Origin of the sequence: Parasphingomonas halimpatiens, from assembly GCF_036663795.1 — a bacterium.
Lineage (GTDB): Bacteria > Pseudomonadota > Alphaproteobacteria > Sphingomonadales > Sphingomonadaceae > Sphingomonas.
The window spans coordinates 22,136-37,260 of record NZ_JAXOJP010000017.1 but is presented as its reverse complement, the minus strand read 5'-3'; the positions used below and the strand labels follow the sequence as shown (position 1 = coordinate 37,260).

20 protein-coding genes are annotated in these 15,125 nt (G+C 67.4%); 12 read left to right on the top strand and 8 right to left on the bottom strand.

Going from position 1 to position 15,125, the window contains the following annotated elements; all coding sequences use genetic code 11:
- Positions 1-26 precede the first annotated feature (26 nt).
- Positions 27-563: a cytochrome b gene (locus U1839_RS16615; protein ID WP_332804707.1), complete on the top strand. Its 537-nt coding sequence runs from the start codon at positions 27-29 to the stop codon at positions 561-563.
- Positions 564-565: 2 nt separating this feature from the next.
- On the opposite strand, the gene U1839_RS16610 is transcribed toward U1839_RS16615, so the two are convergent.
- A complete protein-coding gene (locus U1839_RS16610) occupies positions 566-1,078 on the bottom strand; it encodes a GNAT family N-acetyltransferase (protein WP_332804706.1) in 513 nt (170 codons plus the stop codon).
- Positions 1,079-1,171: 93 nt separating this feature from the next.
- Here U1839_RS16610 and U1839_RS16605 point away from each other — a divergent pair, with 93 nt between their 5' ends.
- From U1839_RS16605 to U1839_RS16595, 3 genes are all read left to right on the top strand, one after another.
- On the top strand, positions 1,172-1,804 hold the full coding sequence (locus U1839_RS16605; protein WP_332804705.1) for a glutathione S-transferase family protein: 633 nt from the start codon (positions 1,172-1,174) through the stop codon (positions 1,802-1,804).
- Positions 1,805-1,870: 66 nt separating this feature from the next.
- Entirely contained in the window at positions 1,871-2,242 is a 372-nt protein-coding gene (locus U1839_RS16600; protein WP_281128184.1) for a dihydroneopterin aldolase, read from the top strand.
- Positions 2,239-2,577, top strand: a complete 339-nt coding sequence (locus tag U1839_RS16595) for a Rossmann fold domain-containing protein (protein ID WP_332804704.1) — start codon at positions 2,239-2,241, stop codon at positions 2,575-2,577. The genes U1839_RS16600 and U1839_RS16595 overlap by 4 nt, the downstream gene beginning before the upstream one ends.
- Here the strand turns inward: U1839_RS16595 and U1839_RS16590 are convergent.
- Complete coding sequence (locus tag U1839_RS16590) at positions 2,574-3,437, bottom strand: hypothetical protein (RefSeq protein WP_332804703.1); 864 nt, start codon at positions 3,435-3,437, stop codon at positions 2,574-2,576. The genes U1839_RS16595 and U1839_RS16590 overlap by 4 nt on opposite strands.
- A 265-nt stretch (positions 3,438-3,702) precedes the next feature.
- On the opposite strand from U1839_RS16590, the gene U1839_RS16585 reads away from it, so the two are divergent.
- The 4 genes from U1839_RS16585 (at position 3,703) to U1839_RS16570 (ending at position 6,281) form a co-directional block, all read left to right on the top strand.
- A complete protein-coding gene (locus tag U1839_RS16585) occupies positions 3,703-4,317 on the top strand; it encodes an energy transducer TonB (protein WP_332804702.1) in 615 nt (204 codons plus the stop codon).
- A gap of 72 nt (positions 4,318-4,389) precedes the next feature.
- The gene (locus U1839_RS16580; protein WP_281128180.1) at positions 4,390-5,154 is read left to right on the top strand and encodes a MotA/TolQ/ExbB proton channel family protein; all 765 of its coding nucleotides are present in this window, start codon (positions 4,390-4,392) and stop codon (positions 5,152-5,154) included.
- Positions 5,155-5,244: 90 nt separating this feature from the next.
- The gene (locus tag U1839_RS16575) at positions 5,245-5,721 is read left to right on the top strand and encodes an ExbD/TolR family protein (protein ID WP_332804701.1); all 477 of its coding nucleotides are present in this window, start codon (positions 5,245-5,247) and stop codon (positions 5,719-5,721) included.
- 131 nt (positions 5,722-5,852) lie between these two features.
- Entirely contained in the window at positions 5,853-6,281 is a 429-nt protein-coding gene (locus tag U1839_RS16570; RefSeq protein ID WP_332804700.1) for an ExbD/TolR family protein, read from the top strand.
- Positions 6,282-6,520: 239 nt separating this feature from the next.
- On the opposite strand, the gene dcd is transcribed toward U1839_RS16570, so the two are convergent.
- From dcd to U1839_RS16545, 5 genes are all read right to left on the bottom strand, one after another.
- Positions 6,521-7,075 (bottom strand): dCTP deaminase, encoded by a 555-nt coding sequence (dcd, locus tag U1839_RS16565; RefSeq protein WP_332804699.1) that lies wholly within the window; start codon positions 7,073-7,075, stop codon positions 6,521-6,523.
- Between the two features lie 73 nt (positions 7,076-7,148).
- Positions 7,149-7,853: a GH25 family lysozyme gene (locus tag U1839_RS16560; protein WP_332804698.1), complete on the bottom strand. Its 705-nt coding sequence runs from the start codon at positions 7,851-7,853 to the stop codon at positions 7,149-7,151.
- Positions 7,850-8,308, bottom strand: a complete 459-nt coding sequence (locus U1839_RS16555; protein ID WP_332804697.1) for a cytidine deaminase — start codon at positions 8,306-8,308, stop codon at positions 7,850-7,852. Before U1839_RS16555 ends, U1839_RS16560 begins: the two co-directional genes overlap by 4 nt.
- Positions 8,305-8,991 (bottom strand): glycoside hydrolase family 25 protein, encoded by a 687-nt coding sequence (locus U1839_RS16550; RefSeq protein WP_332804696.1) that lies wholly within the window; start codon positions 8,989-8,991, stop codon positions 8,305-8,307. The genes U1839_RS16555 and U1839_RS16550 overlap by 4 nt, the downstream gene beginning before the upstream one ends.
- A gap of 13 nt (positions 8,992-9,004) precedes the next feature.
- Entirely contained in the window at positions 9,005-9,487 is a 483-nt protein-coding gene (locus tag U1839_RS16545) for a UPF0262 family protein (RefSeq protein ID WP_281128172.1), read from the bottom strand.
- 98 nt (positions 9,488-9,585) lie between these two features.
- On the opposite strand from U1839_RS16545, the gene U1839_RS16540 reads away from it, so the two are divergent.
- From U1839_RS16540 to U1839_RS16525, 4 genes are all read left to right on the top strand, one after another.
- Complete coding sequence (locus U1839_RS16540) at positions 9,586-10,224, top strand: lysoplasmalogenase family protein (protein WP_332804695.1); 639 nt, start codon at positions 9,586-9,588, stop codon at positions 10,222-10,224.
- Entirely contained in the window at positions 10,221-10,655 is a 435-nt protein-coding gene (locus U1839_RS16535; protein ID WP_332804694.1) for a DUF488 domain-containing protein, read from the top strand. Before U1839_RS16540 ends, U1839_RS16535 begins: the two co-directional genes overlap by 4 nt.
- Positions 10,656-10,773: 118 nt before the next feature.
- A complete protein-coding gene (locus U1839_RS16530) occupies positions 10,774-13,560 on the top strand; it encodes a DUF2339 domain-containing protein (protein WP_332804693.1) in 2,787 nt (928 codons plus the stop codon).
- Positions 13,557-14,894 (top strand): DUF3999 family protein, encoded by a 1,338-nt coding sequence (locus tag U1839_RS16525; RefSeq protein ID WP_332804692.1) that lies wholly within the window; start codon positions 13,557-13,559, stop codon positions 14,892-14,894. The genes U1839_RS16530 and U1839_RS16525 overlap by 4 nt, the downstream gene beginning before the upstream one ends.
- A gap of 38 nt (positions 14,895-14,932) precedes the next feature.
- Here U1839_RS16525 and U1839_RS16520 read toward each other — a convergent pair whose 3' ends face one another.
- On the bottom strand, positions 14,933-15,118 hold the full coding sequence (locus U1839_RS16520; protein ID WP_332804691.1) for a DUF4169 family protein: 186 nt from the start codon (positions 15,116-15,118) through the stop codon (positions 14,933-14,935).
- Positions 15,119-15,125: the final 7 nt, after the last annotated feature.

Here is a 15,125-nt window from a genome sequence, read left to right as displayed (position 1 = left end):
TCTCACCATCGAAGAGGGACTACCCTATGCCCGACCCACTGGCCGATGGCCGCTACACCCTGCCGGCACGGATGCTCCACTGGATCGTCGTGCTGCTCGTCGTCGCGCAGTTCGCCGTCGCCTGGACGATGCCCGAGATCGAGCGTGGCACGCCCCCGCTCGGGCTGATCGCCTGGCACCTGTCGATCGGCGCGGCGATCCTTGCGGTCGCGCTGGTCCGGCTGGGCTGGCGGCTGAGCCACAAGGCAGCGCCACCGCCGATGACGTTGTCGCCGGCGCTGCAGATGCTGTCCCGCGCGGTGCATTTCCTGCTCTACGCGCTGCTCATCGTCTTGCCGCTGATGGGCTGGGCAAACGCCGCGGCGCGCGGCTGGCGGGTTACTTTGTTCGGCGTGATCCCGCTGCCCGGGCTGGTTGCCAAGGGGTCGGCGCTAGGCCGTTCGATGGGCGACATCCACGGTACCACCGCGATCATCTTCCTGGTGGTGATCGGGCTGCACGTCGCCGGCGCGCTCTATCATGCGCTGGTGCTCCGTGACCGGACGCTCCAGCGCATGATCTGAGATCAGGCCAGCGCGGGCAAACGCGGGCCGATCGTCCCGTCGCCCGCGGGCACATCGTCGCCGCGCGCCAGGAGGCGGTGGCGCTCGACCGGTCCGGGGACCTGCCAGCCGGCGGTACGCTCGGCGGTGAAGCCGAAGAAGCGGCCATAATATTCCGGGTCGCCGATCAGCATCAGTGCGCGCGCCGCGCCCGAGCTTTCGGCGGCGGCGAGCGCGCGCTCCATCAGCATCCGGCCGATCCCGTCGCGCTGTCGCGCCGGATCGACCGCGACCGGGCCGACCATCGCCAGCGCGACGTCGCGCCCGTCCGCGCCGGCGAAGCGCACCGGCCAGCACTGGATCGTGCCGACCAGCGCGCCGTCTTCCAGCGCAGCGAAGCTGAGCCCGTCGACCGGTCGCATCCCCGCGCGGATGCGATAGGCGGTTCGGCCGTGCCGGTCGGCGCCGAACGCGCGGTCGAGCAGCTGCTCGATCGCGGGCGGGTCGATGGTGGCGAGCGGCACGAAACTGATCACTCCGGTTTCCTTTGAGAGGCCCGGGCATGGACGCACGGGGCCGCGCGCTTTAGCGTTCGTCGCGCTGAACGCAAGCGGAACGGGAATCGTGCCATGAAGCTCTATGATGCCGCCTGGGCGCCGAGTCCGCGCCGCGTGCGGATCTTCCTCGCCGAAAAGGGCATTACGGTCGAGCGCGTGATGGTCGATCTGCGTGCCGACGAGCAACTGCGCGACCCGTATCTCGCGATCAACCCGCGCGGCGCGGTGCCGGCGCTGGAACTCGACAGCGGCGAAGTGATCTGCGAATCGGCCGCGATCTGCCGCTATTTCGAGGCACTGCAGCCGGCGCCGACGCTGTTCGGCGACAATCCGCTCGATATCGGCCGGATCGAATCCTGGACGCGGCGCATCGAAAGCGACGGTTATGCCGCCGCCGTCTATGCGCTGCGCAACGCGCGCGAGAACTTCAAGGATCGCGGCGCGCCGGGCAAATGGCCGACCATGCCGCAGATCCCCGAACTCGCCGCGCGCGGCATGATCATGTGGGAGGCGTTCACCGAGGCGCTCGACAGGCATCTCGCGACCCGGGAGTGGATCGCGACCGATGCCTATAGCTTTGCCGATATCTCGGCGCTGGTCACGATCGATTTCGCCAGGGCGGCCAAGCTGATGCTGCCGGAGCGCTGCCACGCCATCGCGCGCTGGCACGAGCGCGCCTCAGCCCGGCCCAGCGCCGCGGCCTGATTCACGCGCCCCTTTCGTGGCGGCGCGCATCTGCTAAGGCGCCGCGACCGCGTGAAAGGGCCCGGCTTGGACGATTCATTACAACTCGAAGTGCATGACCTCGAAGTGCAGGTGCTCACCGGCATCTATTCCGAGGAGACGCACCTGCCTCAGCCGCTGCGCATCTCGCTGACGGTCGATCTCGATTGCCCGCCGCATTTCGCGCCCGACACCCCGCTCGGCGCCTCGAAAAACTATCTCGATCTGAAACATGCCGCGACGCGCGCGCTCCCCGAAGGCGTGCACTTCACGCTGATCGAGGGTGTCGCCGACCATATTGCCGAGACGCTGCTGCTGCAGGACAGACGCGTGCGCCGCGTCGCAGTCAAGATCGTCAAGCTGGCGATCGCCGAACAGGGCGAATCGATCGGTATCACGCTGGTGCGGCACCGGCGGTGAGCGCGTCCGATGTCGCGGCGGCGCTCGGCGAGGTGGCCGTGCTCGTTACGGCTGCGGGCGGAGACCCGGTCGAATCGGTGCTGCACCGCCTCCGCGCTGCCGCATCGGCGTCGAGCGAAACGATCTTGCTGGTCATCGAACCCGACGTCGCTGCGATCGACCGGGCCATGCTGCACGCCGCGCTCGGTCCGCTCGCGATCGAGTTTGCGCCGGGCAGCCGGATCAATGCCCTCGACGTTATGGCGGGCGCTGCCGACGATAATGTCATCGCCGCCGCCAGCTTCCTCGCCACGGCGCGTTCGACGACGGGCCAGGTGATCGTGCTCGAAGCCTAAAGCGCGCCGCCCCGGTCGCAGCGGCCCAGCGCTTGCCGGACAGAACTATAATCCTCGCGCGCGATCGCCGCGTCGGCGGGCTCGGCGCCCTCCAGGCTCGTCGCGGGCAGCGCGGCGGGCAGGGTGCAGGCGAGCCGATACCATAAGAGGGTGTCGCGCGGCGGCGGACCTGCGCCGGCATCGACGATGTCGCTCAGGCTGACCTTCCAGTTGCGCGTGCCGTCCGCGGCGCGATCGATCGACAGCGACACCGGCCGGCCGCCTTCGGTGGTGAGGAAGATCTGCGTCTCGCCCTCGCCCGGCAGCGCGCCGGCGGTGTGAAAGGCATGGCCGACGCCGGTGATGCGCGGCGGCGCGTCGCTGGCGAGCACCTCGCGCGTGATGCGCCGCACGAGCTCGTCGCCGCCCGGCGTCCAGTTGCGCTGCGCGTCGGGCCGGACGAGCTGGACCTGGCCCGGTCCCGCGGGTCGCGCGAACAGCAACACGCGCAGCTTCTTCAACGCCGGCAGCCGGCCTTTGGCATCGACCGGCACGTCGAGCAGATAGCCGATTCGCGGCGGCAACGGCTCGGTCCCGCGAATCAGCGCGGTGACGTCGACCTCGACATAGAGGCGCGCCTTGCCGGGGGCGAGGTCGGGCGCCTCGACCGGTTTGAGCCGGCTCGTGCCGTGGATCGTCGAATCGATCACCAGCGGCGCCGCTAGCACGAGATCGGCATAGTCGGCATAAGGTGGTGCTGGCAGCGGGGCGGAAATGGGTAGCACCGAATCGGTGCGAGACGAGGGGCGCTGCTGGGCCGGCGCCCCGGCGGCGATCCCGGCGCACAGCACGACGAGAGCGGCTTTGGGAACGTTAATCATGCTCATCCATTAGGGGATCGTGCCGATTTTATACAGAAATAATGCCCATGTTCGCCAAATGTACGATTATTGCGCGAGACAAAGCGTTTGCCTCACGGTTTGGACGGCGATAGAGGTTCCTCCTGACCAGGATACATTAACCCATGGCTGACCGATCGCGCCGACCCACAAGGCGGGGCGAGCGGTTCAGGACCACCATGCGGTACAGAAGGAGTTTCATACCTTAATGGCGTATGCTGATCGCGATGTAGCTGGCAGCCGGATAGTGGCGACGGTAATCGTCTCCATCCTGGTGTTCTTGCTGACATGGGCCTTCGTAACCGGGCTCACGTCGAAGTTCACCAAGGCGGTGCAGGATAAGCTCAACACCTTTGACGTGGCGCCTCCACCGCCACCCCCTCCGCCTGACAAGCCGCCGCCCCCGCCGCCGGACCAGCCGATGAAGGCCCCGCCAGTGGTGTCGCCGCCGGTCAACGTGCCGGTGCAATCACCGATGCCGCAGATCGTCTCGGTTCCCGTCGCCGTGCCGGCGCCGCCGATGGCGCCGCCAGCGCCGCCGGCGCCGCCGCCCAAGCCGGTCGTGTCGCAACGCGCCGGTGTGATCGGCAATCCCGGCCGTTTCTTCGGTCCGGAAGCCTATCCGCCCGCGGCCATCCGCGCCGAGGCGCAGGGTCGCGTCGTTGCCGCGCTGACGATCGGCACCGATGGGCGCGTCACGGCCTGCACCGTCACCTCGTCGAGCGGCAACAGCGATCTCGACGATGCGACGTGCCGTATCGCACGCAGCAAGGTGCGCTACACGCCGGCGAAGGACGATGCCGGCAACCCGACCACGGGTTCGGCAACGCTGCCGGTGCGCTGGGTCCTGCCGACCGACTGAATTGACACGGGGGCGGGCCCGGCGGCCCGTCCTCGTCACTTAGCCATTTGAATCTAGAGGGAAGCAAAACTCATGTTCACCACCATCCTGGCCGCGGGCGGCGCGAACGCTGCGGCGAACTACGGCTTCATGAACGCACTCAACGAGGGCGGGTTCATTTCGTGGAGCACGGCGATCGTGCTCGGCGGATTCCTGTTCTTCACGCTGTTCATCCTGTTCACCAAGATGTTCGAGCAGCAGAAGATCATCAACCAGTCGAAGCGCGTGCGCGCCTCCTTCTGGTCGGCAAACAGCCTGCGTGAGGGCGCTGCCAAGCTCGAGAAGAACTCGGCTTACAAGCAGATCGTCGACGACGGCATCCAGGCGCAGGACCAGCATTCGCGCCTGACCGACCCGGTCGAAGCGCATGACTGGCTGCACGGCTCGCTGTCGCGCTCGGAAGCGGCGATCAACTCCCAGCTCGGTGGCGGTCTCGCCTTCCTCGCGACCGTCGGTGCGACCGCACCGTTCATCGGTCTGTTCGGTACCGTGCTCGGCATCTACCGCGCGCTGATCAAGATCGGTCAGGCCGGTCAGGCGTCGATCGACAAGGTCGCCGGCCCGGTCGGTGAGGCGCTCATCATGACCGCACTCGGCCTCGTCGTCGCGGTTCCGGCTGTGCTTGCCTACAACTTCCTGCAGCGTCGCAACAAGGCGATCGCCGAGAACCTCTCGGCCTTCTCCAACGACGTGCTGGGCTATCTCGCGTCGAACGGCGCGGTTCGTCCGGCGGCACCGGTGCGCAAGGGCGCGCCTGCGCCGAAGCCTGCCGCGGCCACCACGACCGCTGCCAAGTAAGTACCATCGGGGCCGCGGTTCGCCGCGGTCCCGGGTTTCGCTCCCGGGTTGGTCCGGGCGCGCGCATGACACGGATAGGGATGCCTCTACATGGCAATGAGCGTAGGCGGAGATTCCGCCGAAACCCCGATGTCGGACATCAACACGACGCCGCTGGTGGACGTCATGTTGGTGCTCCTGATCATCTTTCTGATCACCATTCCGGTGGTGATCCAGAACATCAAACTGAAGTTGCCGGACGTGATCTACGATCCGACGACGACCAAGCCGGAGAACGTCTCCCTGTCGGTGACGCTCGACGATTCGGGGCGCTGTGCGGTGTACTGGAATCTGACCCGGGTCACCCACAGGGAACTGTACGACCGCGCACTGGCAAAGATGCAGGCCGACATCAGGCGGTTCGGCAGTGCGATCACTGCCGACGACCTGCCCGAGGCGCATATCCGCGGCGACGTGGCGACGCCTTACCAGTGCATCGGTGGCACGATCTACACGATGCAGAGCGCAGGCTTCATCAAGGTCGGGTTCATTTCGCAGCCGCCGGCGCGCGAAATTCCCGGAGAATGACGATGGTTCGCGCGGCCTCTGTGTTGGAAGCCGCGCGGCCGTCACTGCCTTTGAACGACAATTTGCTGAGCATCGCGTGGTTCGCCACGCAGCGTGACAACAGCGTGCCAGGCACGCAGGGAGTATAAGATATGGCAATGAGCGGAGGCCGCGACGACGGCTCGCCCATGATGGACATGAACACGACGCCGCTGATCGACGTCATGCTCGTGCTGCTCATCATGTTCATCATCACCATTCCGCCGCAGACGCATGCGGTGAAGGTCGATTTGCCGATCAACGACCCCAATGCGGTCAAGCCGCCGGTTGATCCGCAGAAGAACACCGTGTTCATCGACCCGACAGGCACCGTGACGTGGAACGGCACGCCGGTCGATCTGGTAACGCTGCGCCAGTTCCTCGACCAGACCAAGGGCATCTCGCCCGAGCCGGAGCTGCATTTCCAGCCGCATCCGCAGGCGCGCTACGACAAGGTCGATCAGGTTCTTGCCGTGATCAAGCGCTCGGGCATTCAGAAGCTCGGCTTTGTCGGCAACGAGCAATACGCCAACGACTTCTGAGTCTTCCCTCGGAATTTCGCGTTTTGGGGCGGTCCTTCGGGGCCGCCCTTTTCGTTTGGGGCGGTGTCGATGGACCATATGTCTAAGGAGGTCCGTCATGCAGGACGTGTTCCGGCATCCACGGCTCCGCTACGCAGGACGGCGGTTGGCATGTTGCACCGTGGCCCGCGGAGCAAATCCGGGGTGACGGCGGTAGTGTGGAGCCTGGCGAACCTCGCGACCGCGTGTCGCGGATAGTCCTACAGCCTGGGCAGCGTTACGCCGCGCTGGCCCATATATTTGCCGGCGCGATCGGCATAGCTCGTCTCGCACGGTTCGTTCCCTTTGAGGAACAGGAACTGGCACGCGCCTTCATTGGCGTAGATCTTGGCGGGCAGCGGCGTGGTGTTGGAGAATTCGAGCGTGACATGCCCCTCCCAGCCGGGTTCGAGCGGGGTCACGTTGACGATGATGCCGCAGCGCGCATAGGTCGACTTGCCGAGGCAGATCACCAGTACGTCGCGCGGCACACGGAAATATTCCACCGTCCGCGCCAGCGCGAAGCTGTTGGGCGGGATGACGCAGCAATCGGTCTTGCGGTCGACAAAGCTGTTCGAGTCGAAATCCTTGGGATCGACGATTACCGAATCGACATTGGTGAAGATCTTGAATTCGTCGGCGACGCGCGCGTCATAGCCGTAGGAAGACAGGCCATAGCTGATGCAGCCGTCGCGGCGCTGGCTCTCGACGAAGGGCTCGATCATGCCCTGGGTCTGTGCCGCTTCGCGGATCCAGCGGTCTGACAGGATGGACATCGGCGCTACCTTCGAAATTGTCGTCGTCGCTGCCCGGATGCGGGGGAGGCGCGGGCCGAGTCAAGCGCCGGCCTCAACGCCGTGCGACGTTCCAGTCGACGCGGCCGTCGATACCGGGGAGGCGGCGAAAGCTCGACGCCTGCCACAGGGTCCAGCGCCGTGCGCCGAAACGCGGTTCGCGCAGGATGCTGCGTAGCCATAACGGCCGATCGAAGCGCTTGCTGATGCCGTAGGTGCGGTCGAATTCGTCGGTCAGATACAGGATCACCGGCTTTCCGTAGCGCCGTTCGACCAGACCGATGAAGATCGCCAGTTCGCGCTGGAGCGCCGCGACCGACACCGGCGTGTCGCAATTGCCGAGAAATTCGAGATCGATGGCCGGCGGCATTGCATCGGTCTCGAGCGGCACGACCCGGATGAAATTGGCGGCCTGCACCGCGCCGGGGCGGCAGCGGTTGAAGAAATGATAGCCGCCCCGCTCGATTCCGGCGGCCTTTGCGCCGGCCCAGTTATCGGCGAAGGTCGGGTCGCGATAATCGCCGCCCTCGGTCGCCTTGATATAGGCGAAATCGACCCCGGCATCGGGCAGGCGCGACCAGCGGATCGCGCCCTGATAATGCGAGACGTCCACGCCCTGGCGCGGATAGAGGATGGTCGAGGGGTGCCAGTCGCCCGCCGCAGTCCGCGTCAGCCACCACACCGTTGCCGCTACCAGTGCGGCGAGCGCGAGCCACGGCCATCCCGACCAACCGCGCCGGCGCCGTACGCGGCGACTCACACCACGCCCAGGTCGGCCGGTCCGAAGGCATGGGGCAGCAGGTCGGACAGCAGATAGCGCTCGACCGCATCGCCCTCGGCGCCTGCGCACCACACGATGATGTCGCGCTGGCCTATCTGCGCCGCCTCGTTGATCACCTGGCGGCAACGGCCGCACGGGCCGACCGGCTTGGTGCCCGTGACATGGCCGTCGCCGTCGATCATCCCGCCGATCACCGCGACCGCGAGCACGTCTGCCAGGCGTCCGGCGGCATTGGCGGTCGCCAGCGCGACGGTCTCGGCACACAGCGACAGGCCGTAGCTGGCATTTTCGAAATTGCAGCCGGTGATCGTCGTGCCGTCCGACAATAGCAGTGCCGCGCCGACTCCGAAACGCGAATAGGGGGCGTGGGCGTTCTTCGCCGCATGTCGCGCCGCCGTGATCAGCCGGTCGCGTGTGAAATCGTCGATCGTCATGGTGCCACCACGTCCCAGTTTACCGCGCCCGCGACGCCGTCGATGCGTCGCATGTCGTTTGCCTGCCACATGCGCCACGGTCTGGCGGCATAATCGGGCGGAAAGAAGTCCTGCACCGCCCAGACCGGTCGCGGGATCGCCGCGCTGACCTGATAGGCGGCGTCGAAACGCCGTGTCAGCTTCATGAGCACGGGCTTGCCGGTATGTTGCTCGACCATCGTCATGAAGCGCCGCAATTCGTCGATCACGACATGCTGTTCGGGGCGTGATTCGCAGCCCTTGGTGAAATCGATCTGCACCGCCGCGGGCAGCGCGTCGGCGACGCGCGGGACGGTGGTGTTGAAATTATTGGCCTGATCGGCAGCGAGATTGCAGATCGAATAGACGTGCAGCGCGCCGCGCCGCATGCCGGTCGCATAGATGTCCGCCCAGTTGGCGGCAAAGCGCGCGTCGCGCCCGGTGCCGCCGAAGGTCGCGCGCACATAGGCGAAATCGGCGCCGCCGGCGCGCACGGTCCACCAGTCGATCGGGCCGTGCCGCTCGTCGACATCGACGCCCTGGAACGGAAAATTCGCCGAGGCCGGGCGCCAGCTGAGCGCGAAGCTCCAGGCGACGACCAGCGCAAGACCGATAACGATCAACAGCGGAACGATGCGCCCGAAACGGCGCGTCCAGCGTCGCACGGCCACCCCCCGGTCAGCCCTTGATATGCAGGACGCAGATCAGCGTGAACAGCCGCCGCGCCGTATCGAAGTCGATCTCGATCTTTCCCTCCAGCCGTTCCCTGAGCAATTCGGCGGCCTCGTTGTGGATGCCGCGTCGCGCCATGTCCACGGTTTCGATCTGCGCGGGCGTCGCATTGCGGATCGCTTGATAGTAACTGTCGCAGATCGCGAAATAATCTTTGATCGGGCGGCGGAAGCGACCCATTGCGAGGACATAGGTTTCGAGGTGCGAACCATCCTCGCGATTGATCGCGATCGCCAGCCGGCCTTCCTCGACGCTGAGCGCGATGCGAAACGGGCCGCCATAGCCATCGGGATATTCGCGCTGCGGCGCGAAATGATTGCCTTCGATCAGGTCGAAGATCGCGATTCGCCGTTCCTGCTCGATATCGGCCGAACGCCACAAAATGGTGCGTTCGTCGAGCGAGACATGGATGATGCGCGGATCGGCCATGGCATCGCCCTATCGGGGAAGCGCGGCTGTCACAATGTTTCGTATCAATCGAAACCGCCCGCCTTGCGTCGTGAGCCGTCAAACGGCATCGCTGGCGGATGGATCGTGAACTTTACGCCAAGACGCTTGCACCCCTGCTGCTGGTCAGCGCGCTGTTCGCCGGGATCAGTTTCTGGCCGATGTCGCATGTGCTGACGCACGGCGCGGGGTTCGTGGTGTGGAAGACGCTCGGCGTCGCCTTGCTGGCGCTGTGGGCACTGCTGGTCGCGCGCAACGGTGCGGGGCGGCTGCTCGCCGTCGCGCTGGCGTTCAGCGCGCTCGGCGACGCGCTGCTCGAACAGTCGCAGACCTGGGGCGGGGCGGCCTTCCTTGCCAGCCATGGTCTCGCCTTTACGCTGTACCGCGCGCATCGCCGCCCCGGCGGGCAGGCGATCGGCATTGCCATCGCGCTGGTCATCCCGCTCGTCGCCTGGCTGCTGACGCATGATCTTGGCGTGCTGGTCTATGCCTGCGGACTGGGCGCGATGACCGGCTCTGCCTGGGCAAGCCGCCTGCCGCGCCACCAGGTCGCGCTTGGCGCGATGATGTTCGCCGTGTCCGACCTGCTGATCTTCTCGCGCTTTCATGTGCTGCACGATTCGGCGCTGCCGCCGTTGCTGATCTGGCCGCTCTATTTCGGCGGTCAGGCGTTGATCGCCTGGGGCGCCGGACGGGCGCTCGCCAGGGAGGCGCAATGAAACGCATTTTTACGATTGGGTATGAGGGCGCGACGGTACCCGAGTTCCTCGCCGCACTGACCAAGGCGGGCGCCGAGCAGGTGATCGACGTGCGCCAATTGCCGCTGTCGCGCCGACCGGGTTTCTCCAAGACGCCGCTTGCCGCCGAACTGGCCGAAATCGGCATCGGCTATGTCCATCTGCGCGCGCTCGGCACGCCCAAGCCGGGGCGCGATGCGGCCAAGAAGGGCGACCGCGCTACGCTTGAGGCGGTCTATGCCGGTCAGCTCGAACTGCCCGAGGCGCAGGCCGAGGGGGCGAAGATGCTGGCGCTGGCCGCGGAAAAACCCAGCGCGCTGTTGTGTTTCGAGCGCGATCCGGCGGTTTGCCACCGCACGCTGTTGATGGATGCGATCGGCGAGGGTTGGGACGTGGTCGACCTGTTCGCCTGATCGCGCTTCATCGGCCCCGTGCGTGCGTCGCCATCGATTCCGCGCTCGACGGGCGCCACGCACTACGGCAAGCTCCGCTACACCGGCTTGACCGGTGCGACCGGGAGCCGTTGTTATCATGATCCTGTGGGGGCTGCTGGTCGGGGCGCTGATCGGCTGGATCATGGCCGATTTCGAAAGCTGGGGCTTCATCGCCGGCGCGATCCTCGGCAGCGGCGCGGGCGCGTTGCTGGCGGTCGCGGTACGCGCGCAGATCCGCCGCGCGACGCAGGCCTTGCGCGACGAGATCGCGGAACTGCGCCACGCAAATGCCGCGCCGGTCGTCACCGCGCCGGCGCCGGTAGCCGAACGGCCCACTCGAACAGCGCCGGAGCGCCCCCCGGTCGCGGCGATGGCCGTGCCACGCGACGCACCGATGGCGGTGACGCGGCCGGCTGCGCCTGCTTCGCCGGAAGGCGCTGGGCGGCCGAACCTGGCGGAGGAGGCTGGCGCCCTGCTGCGCGGCTGGCTGTTCGGCGGCAATACCATCGTGCGGGTCGGGCTGGTGATCCTGTTCATCGGTCTCGCCTTTCTCGCCAATTATGCGGCTGCGGCCGGGCTGTTCCCGATCGAGGTTCGGCTGGCGCTGGTGGTCGCGATCGGCATCGCGCTGCTGGTCGTGGGGTTTCGCACCCGCACCCGGCGTGCCGGCTTCGGGCTGGCGTTGCAGGGCGGTGGGGTGGCGACGATCTATCTGACGGTTTTTGCCGCGGCGCGCGTTTTCGACGTGATGCCGGTCGGCCCGGCCTATGCGCTGATGATCCTCGTCTCGGCGCTTGGTTGTGCGCTGGCGTTGCTCCAGAATGCGCAGAGCCTCGCGGTGATATCGTCCGCCGGCGGTTTCGCCGTGCCGCTGCTGCTGGCTGACAAGGGCGGCAGCGCGGCGGCATTGTTCGGCTATTATACGATCCTCAACCTCGCCATCCTGTTCGTCGCCGCACGGCGGACATGGCGCGGGCTCAGCCTGCTCGGCTTCTTCGCGACCTTCGGCATCGCCACCTTGTGGGGGCTGACCGGCTTCCAGCCGACGGATTATCCTGTCGCGCAATTCTTCCTCGCGCTGTCGGTTGTGATCTACGTGCTCGCCGGCATGTTCTATGCCCGTGCGACGCCGGGGCAGCGCGGCAATGTGATCGACACGACGCTGCTGTTCGGGCCGGCGATTGCCGGCTTCGGGCTGCAGGTCGGGCTGGTCCATGATCGCCCCTATGGCAGCGCCTTCGCCGCGATCGGCTTCGCGGCGCTGTATCTCGCCCTGGCCAGCGTTGCCGCACGACGCCGCGATGCCGGGTTGCGGACATTGCAGGAGGCGATGCTGGCGATCGGCGTGGGCTTCGTCACGCTCGCCGTGCCGCTGGCGCTCGATGCCCGCTGGACGTCGTCGGCCTGGGCGCTCGAAGGGGCAGGGGCCTTCTGGGTCGGGATGCGCCAGGCGCGCTGGAAGCCAAGGCTGTTCGGGCTCGCATTGCAGGGCGTCGCCGCGCTGGTGCTGCTGTTCGGTGTCGGGCCCGATATTGCGCGCTACCCGTTCGCCAATCCGGCGTTCACCGGCACGATGCTGATCGCGCTGCCCGCGCTCGCCACGGCATGGTGGCTGCGCGGTGCGCTGGCGCATAGCGGCTCGACTTTCGCGCGGCGCGATGTCGGCGTCGAAGCGGCGCTTGGGCGGCCGGTCTTCCTGTGGGGCTTCGCCTTCTGGTGCGCGGCATGGATCGTCGAGATGCTGCGTGCGCTGCCGCCGCTGGTGGTCGGCGCTGCGCCGGAGTCGGTGTTTGCGCCGGCCATCCAGGGCTTGTTGGTGATGCTTGCAGTCGTCGCCAGTGCCTGGGGATGGGCGGCGCTGGGCCGGCGTCGTGTGTGGGACGTGGCGACATGGCCCGGTCGCGTGACGATCGTCGCGTTGGCGGTCGCTCTGCTGGGACAGCTTGCTACCGGGCGTCACGTGCTCGATTCGCCGGGCTGGGCGATCTGGCTCGTCACACTCGGGCTGCATCTCCATCTGCTCAACCGCAACGACCGCTCCGCGCCGGGCGCGGCGCAGCAGCTGCTCGCGACGATCGGGCATGTCGGCAGCGTCTGGCTGGCGACCGCGATGCTGGCCGATTGCCTGTGGCGCGGAGTCGATCGCGCCGGCCTGTGGCATAGCTCCTGGGCCGGCGTCGTTTTCCTCGTCAGCGCGGTGGCGACGCTGGCCGTGCTGTCGGCGGCAACGCGACGCGGCGCGACGCGCCACTGGCCGTTCGATATCCACGCGGTGGCCTATTACTGGATCGCCGCCGTGCCACTGGCGATGCTGGTGTTCGGCGGCGCGCTCGTCACCGCGCTGCTTGCCGAAGGCGTGACCGATCCCTTGCCCTATGTCCCGCTGCTCAACCCGGTCGACCTGTCGCTCGGGCTGGCGCTGGCGGCGCTGTTCGGCTGGCGCCGCGCGATCGCGCAGATCGTGCCGCCGCCGTCCGCATCGGCGGTGGTGACCGGGCGCGAAGTGCTGGTCGCGCTTGCCCTGCTCGCCTTCGTCATCGTCAACACCATCTGGCTGCGGCTGGCGCATCACTGGCTCGGGGTCGGCTGGAGCCCCGAGGCGCTGCTGGCCAGTTTCGTGGTCCAGACGGGTCTTGCGATCCTGTGGACATTGCTCGCGCTGGGGATGACGATCATCGCGCATCGGCGCGGCCTGCGCGTGCTGTGGATGGCGGGCGCGGCCTTGCTCGGCCTCGTCGTCGCCAAGCTGACCCTCGTCGACCTGACCAATGCCGGCGGGGCGGCGCGAATCGTTGCGTTCCTCGTGGTCGGCGCGCTGATGCTGGTGGTCGGCTATGTCGCACCGCTGCCGCCACGTCGCGAAGAGGGTGAGGTGCCGGCATGAGACGGGGACTGATCGTACTGGCGGCAGTGTTCGCGCTGACGGGCGCAGCCCGCGCGGCGGGTGACGATGCACCGACGCGCTATCCGGTGCAGCTGCGCGTCACGCCGGTGGCGGGTGCGCCGGTGCAGCGGCTTGCCTTGCCGCTGTCGATCCTCGCGGGATCGCGCAGTTCTGATCTCGCGGATGTACGGTTGTTCGACTCCGCAGGTGGGGCGGTGCCGATTGCCCGGGCGCCTGCGCCTGCCATGACGGCGCGACGTGAAACGCGGTTGCCCGCGCTGCCGATCATCGGGGCGGCGGACACACCGCGCGTCACCGGTGTATCGGTCCGGCTCGATGCGCGCGGGCAGCCCCGGCTGGTTTCGCTCGCTGCCGGGGGCGGCGAGGGCAGGACCGCGACGCTCGCGGTGCTGTTCGATGCGCGACACCTTGGCGAGCCGAGCGATACGCTGATCCTCGACGCCGACTGGCCCGCGTCGCGCCCGGTCACCTTCGTGGTCGAGGCGAGCGGCGACCTGCAGCATTGGCGCACGATCGGGCAGCGCGTGGCATTTCGCAGCGCCGACGGGATGGCGGAAAAGCCCGAAATTACGCTGCACGATGCCGCTCCGGGGTGGATCAGGGTAAGCTGGGACACTGCATCCACTGTCACCGTGCGCTCCGGTCTGTTCGCCGCAACGACGACACGCGATCCGGCGCCGCTCATGCTTGAGGCGATGCCCCCGCCGCCGACCGACACGCACGAAATCGCATTCGCCGTACCTTTCGCCACCCCCGTCGCGGCACTCCAGATCGTCCCGGCCGGCATCGGGACATTGCTGCCGGTGCGGATCTTCGGCCGCGACAGCGCCGAGCAGGCCTGGCAACCGATCGGTGCCGGCACGGTCTTTCGCCTCGCCGCCAAGGATGGCGAGCGGGTAGGGGAGCCGATAGCGCTCGACGACGCGCATTTTCGCTACTGGCGAATCGCGGCGGACGGCAAAGGACCCGGCTTCGTAGCATCGCCGCGGCTCCGCTTCGCCTTTGCGCCGGCGGAGATCGTCTTCGTCGCATCGGGTCCGGCGCCGCTGCTGTTGGTCGCGGGCCGCGCGGCACAGCCCGACACCTACCTGTCGCTTGACAGCGTCCTGGCCGGAAGCGGCTCACGCGAGGTGAGCAGCTTGCCCGTCGCCGCTACGGCGCCATCGGCGGCGCCGGCTACCTTGCAGCTGATAACCGGTGATGGCGACAGCGACGCCGTCCGTCGGATCGCCTTGTGGGCGCTGCTGCTCGCTGCAACCGCCGCGCTCGGTTTCATGGCGTGGCGGCTGGCACGACGACCCGCCGCGACCTGACGTGCGTCGGCGTCAGTACCGGCGCGCGGTTTCAATCTTCACGCGTCATCACTGGTAAGGCGCACGTCGTCGAGCAGCTTTTCACGGCGTGCCAATTCGGTCGTGTCGCCCAGCCGTTCCGCCTTGGTCCGTCCGAACTTTGCACGATTGGCCTCGGCCTGGGCGGATGCCTCGGCGCGCTTGCGTAGCTTGCGGGCGGCACGCAGATTGACGACATCGCCCATCCGCCCG